The organism is Epilithonimonas hispanica (assembly GCF_003385395.1).
Taxonomy (GTDB): Bacteria; Bacteroidota; Bacteroidia; order Flavobacteriales; family Weeksellaceae; genus Epilithonimonas; species Epilithonimonas hispanica.
In genome coordinates this window covers 1-4469 of the sequence record NZ_QNUG01000084.1, presented here as the reverse complement: position 1 = coordinate 4469, position 4469 = coordinate 1, and the positions used below count along the sequence as shown (strand labels likewise).

Sequence of the window (4469 nt, the reverse complement as noted above, 5' to 3'; positions counted from 1 at the left end):
TTCTTCTTTTTCCGGATCGATCATCTGATCCAGATTGTTCTCCAATATCTTCTGTACGGTCTTAAAGCTGTAGATCTTAAAATCCAATGCCCGTTTACAAGCATTTATCAATCGCTCTCTTCCTACTTTCTTTTCGAAGTTCAGGATTCCCAGGCAGCTTTTGTAAGCTTGCTCGGGATGATTCCGACTGTCGATAATTTGGAGGATATATTCTCCCACTGCAGTATCAATACTGTTTGCCCAATCGATAAAGCGGGCAGCACTCCATCCGGCCACGAACTGGTGGGTGCTGGCTAAATGTTCTGTAATGGTCGTGTAGACATAAGGCTTGTAATTGCGTCTGTGCATCGCGATCCTGTTGTATTTATAGTAGATCTCCACAGTGGAAGATGTGTATAGGATCTTGATCTTTTTCTTGATATACTGGTACGGAACACTGTAGTAGTTCTTATCCCGGCTCAACTGTACGTGCCCGTTCTGCATCACTGTTGCAAAGGATTGGTACCTGATCTCAAAACGACGCTCAGGCAGTGGGCGCAGCTGCTGCTTCTCGTCCTCCAGGAACAGCTCGTAGCGGGAGTAAGGGCGTCCTGTGAGCTTGCGTTTGTTATGAGAGTCCAACAGATCCCAGATCTCACTATTTAGTTCATCCAGGCCGCAGGATCCCTGTTGAAGGTTGGCGTAGATCCTTCTGTACAGGATCTTTACCGCTCCCTCTACCAAGGATTTATCCCTCGGTTTGTAAGCCCTGGCAGGCAAGATGGTCGTTTCATAATGTTCGGCCAGATCGGCCAGGGTCTCATTGATGGTGGGTTCAAAACGGCTGCTTTTGATCACTGCGGATTTTAAATTATCAGGAACGATCGCTGCCGGTGTGCCTTCAAAAAAGCGGATGGCATTTTCTACAGAACGTACAAAATCTTCCTTCTGCTGGCTCATAGAGGCTTCAGCATACGTGTACTGGCTTGCTCCCAGAATAGCTACAAAAAACTGAACTTCTTTAAGCTCCCCGCTTTCCTTATCAATAATGGAGAGTGTTTTCCCTGCATAATCGACATACATCTTATCACCGGATTTGTGATTCATATGCATCACCGGGTTCACACGCTTGCCCCATATCTTGTAATGATGCCGGAACTGTGAACTCTGAAAACCATCAGGATGCAGTACAAGATATTGCTCCCACATATGATGGATAGTGATTCCTACCTTTTTGAGCTCACGTTCCATCTTTGGGAAAAAATCGTACAGGGACTGTAGTTTGGGGCTAATGGACTCCGCGGTGGTATTGGAAAACAAAAGTTCCAGCTCGGCATCTGTCTTGGCATTGATCGCATCAAGGTTTAAGCCCAGAATCTCATACAATGAGATGTATTTTTTAACGGTATTTCTGGAAAGGGATAAATAGCTGCTTATAAATAACTTGCTCTTTCCAGTACTGTAGAATTTTATGACTTTTCTAATCTTACTCATGTCTGTTATTTTATTTGCCATAATCCGCTTTTTTTAACGAATGTATGACGCTAACATCATGAAAAAATCAAGTCGTTTTTATCTCAAATATAACCCAGATAACAGGTGGTCATTTTGGACCGGAAAGTGGTGGTCACTTTGCTCCGAAATCAGTGGTCAATTTACTCCGAAATTAGGTGGTCAATTTGACCGTCTTTTCCAGCTACGAGATCCGCAGCAGTTTTTCCAAAATCTGTCTTGGAAAAAAGGATATCACCACGATAAAAAATAATTCTGCAAACCTCAAGGTTTTCGAGGGATTTACCGACTACCTCTCCCATAAAATTTTAGAACCGGAAAAGACACCTTCCGACTATCTAATTCTGAACTCTGTCGCCATGGTTCACAAGGCATCAGGGCTTTTTGGAAATTATAAATCTGTCGAAATGTACTTGGATAACGACCGCGCCGGCGAACAGTGCAGGGATTCAATTTTGAAAATATTCCCGGAGGCAGATGACCGGTCGAATGAATATTTCCCTCATCAAGATCTGAATGATTTCCTGATATCACAAGAAGAAAAGACACTTGAAAATAAGCTTGAAAAAAATCAAACAGCCATACACGAGCCCGAGGGAAACAGGAATATTTACAGGAGAAAAAGATGAAGATTCATACAAGCCGGCCTGCGCAAAATAAGCACAGGTGGAATGCTCTAAAAAGGCTGGGTAAAAACTTGCCATGTGTCTAGTGCAAAAAGTACCCAATGTTTACAACAAGCGTGGGGCTTGTCGTAAAAATCGGGCTTTTTGGTTTCCTCCTGTCGTCGGAAACACTTGTTTGGAAATGGAATTCAAGCCAGTAATTTATAATCATAAAAAAATTAAACACAAAATAAACACAAGATGAAAAATGACTTTTTAAAACAGTTTGTCAGGCAGATTTCCGAGCAGCAAATTGCAAAGGTTGCAGAAGAAAAAAGAAGGAACCGCTTTCGCGAAATCGGTAGAGAGGGAGGTTTGAAAAAGAAGACGGCGAACCACTTTTCAAAGGTAGTCTCAGTTCGTTTTACCGAAAAGGAGTTTGAGAAAATTCGAAAGGAAGCAGAAAAATATAACCTGAAAATTTCAAAATATTTAAGGCTGATTTCTACCGAAAAGGAACTTAAAGTAAACGAGTTCAAGACAGACGAAGTTCTATTGAATTACGGCAACAATTTTATAAGGATATCCAATCTGCTTAGGAACAGAGAATGGAACGAGTTTGAAAACAAGAAAGAGATCCTTGAGGAAATTCACACCGTCACCAAATTAATCAGAGAATACCTCTACCAACAAATTATCAAGCATGAACAATTCGGCAACGACGAGGAGGATTAGTAAGATCGCGATTGAATACAACGGCAACGACAAAGGCACGGCAGAATGTATTTATTCCAACAACCTGCTTTCAACAACGCCGGAGGAAAGATTTGAAGAGATGAAGATTGTCGCCGAGAGAAATCCCAATGTCAAGAAATGGGCGCTCACCGGCTACATCTCTCCACCAAAGGAAATCGGCGACAGGCTGACAAATGAAGAGTTGAAGGAACTGGCTATAAAATCATTGAAAGACGTGGGACTTACAAAAAATAACCAGGTTGTCCTGGACGTCCACCATTCCACGAAGCAGAAACATATCCACTTCATCGTGAACCGCATAGATGTTTATGGTAAATGCACGGTAAAATCTGCCAATGTCGGGAAACGCTTTGGTGAATCGGTTCGAAATGTCTGCAAAGAGATGAATCTCAAAACAGATGTGGAAATCGGAAAGGAGAAAAAGCAACAGATGCTAAAAATCCTGCAAAACTGTATGAAGGTCTCAAGAAATTTTGATGACTTGGTCGATTATATGCGGAGATGCGGTTACAGAGTGACGCTCTCGCAGAATGTGAAGGAGGGTATGTCGGGGATGCGGATTGTCCGGCTGAAGGACATCAACGACCATACCCAGAGGCAGTACCATCCCGGTTACAAACTTTCGGAGATCACCAGCAAACTGAAGATTAAGGACATCAAAGAAATCCTAAACCGGAATGCGGAAAACCATCATTTGGCAATTTTCACTCAGAGTAATCCGCAAACGAACGAAATAAAACATCCGGAAAAATCTGCCCTCAGGGAGATTGAGAGTGCCATGAAGGAACTGCTCAAACCGAGCTACGCACCGGCGGCTGACGATGAATTGCTGAGGAAGAGAAAAAGAAGGCGATAGGTTTAAAAAACATCAATAAAAAAAAGAAAATGAATAACAACGAATTTAACAACCATGACATGAATACAGAAAAATATTCTTCACAAGATGCAGGCATCGAACTTTTGCACCGCGTCATAGAAAGTAATAAGGCGGTAGAAATTTCGGGGAAGGCGATTTTCCACATGTACTGCGACATCAAGGAGGATGTAAAGAAAATCCAAGCACTGGCACATGAAGAAAATCTAAAACGGCAGGAATTGCTTAAATCCATCCCCAACAATATTATCGCAGAATTATCTCCGGACGTTATAAAGCATCTGGAAAAATTTCATCAGAAATCAGATACAGTTAAATATTGGTTTTTCGGAATCCTGGCTCTATTGCTGGTTGCATTTTTTATTTTAACAGCAACTGTTTATCTAGGAAAAAACTGGTACCGCGAAAGCATCCGCACCAAGACCGAGGTTCGAGAGGAAATCCTCAAGGAGATCAAGAATGAAAACAAGGCGATTTATGAAACCGAGCAGGTAAAACAGCTGGAACACAATACCACGCTGATGAACAAATGGATGCAGAAAAATCCTAAAGACGCAGAAAAGTTCTTGAAGTTTAAGGAGGGGTATGAGAGTAGGTAGACTAAAAATTATTTGAATCCGTCTCACAACAAAATTTGAGGCGGATTTTTTTGTTATAAAAGTTTTTCAATATTTTAAGAAAAAGTGAAAAGTTGTCCTCTTCAGGCAACTTTCTTTCTTAAATTGTGTGCTAAAGCGTGTAAT

At 41.6% G+C, this 4469-nt stretch carries 5 protein-coding genes; 4 read left to right on the top strand and 1 reads right to left on the bottom strand.

Features of this window, described 5'->3' with window-relative positions:
* Positions 1 to 1494, bottom strand: a 1494-nt coding sequence (gene istA / locus DRF58_RS17700; protein ID WP_116037259.1) for an IS21 family transposase, incomplete at its 3' end; no start/stop codon positions are given.
* Positions 1495 to 1658: 164 nt separating this feature from the next.
* Between istA and DRF58_RS17695 the strand changes: the two genes are divergently transcribed.
* From DRF58_RS17695 to DRF58_RS17680, 4 genes are all read left to right on the top strand, one after another.
* On the top strand, positions 1659 to 2120 hold the full coding sequence (locus tag DRF58_RS17695; protein WP_206605241.1) for a toprim domain-containing protein: 462 nt from the start codon (positions 1659 to 1661) through the stop codon (positions 2118 to 2120).
* A gap of 237 nt (positions 2121 to 2357) precedes the next feature.
* A complete protein-coding gene (locus DRF58_RS17690) occupies positions 2358 to 2831 on the top strand; it encodes a plasmid mobilization protein (protein ID WP_116037256.1) in 474 nt (157 codons plus the stop codon).
* Complete coding sequence (locus tag DRF58_RS17685; protein ID WP_116037254.1) at positions 2800 to 3708, top strand: relaxase/mobilization nuclease domain-containing protein; 909 nt, start codon at positions 2800 to 2802, stop codon at positions 3706 to 3708. The genes DRF58_RS17690 and DRF58_RS17685 overlap by 32 nt, the downstream gene beginning before the upstream one ends.
* Positions 3709 to 3737: 29 nt before the next feature.
* A complete protein-coding gene (locus DRF58_RS17680; RefSeq protein WP_116037252.1) occupies positions 3738 to 4325 on the top strand; it encodes a hypothetical protein in 588 nt (195 codons plus the stop codon).
* Positions 4326 to 4469: the final 144 nt, after the last annotated feature.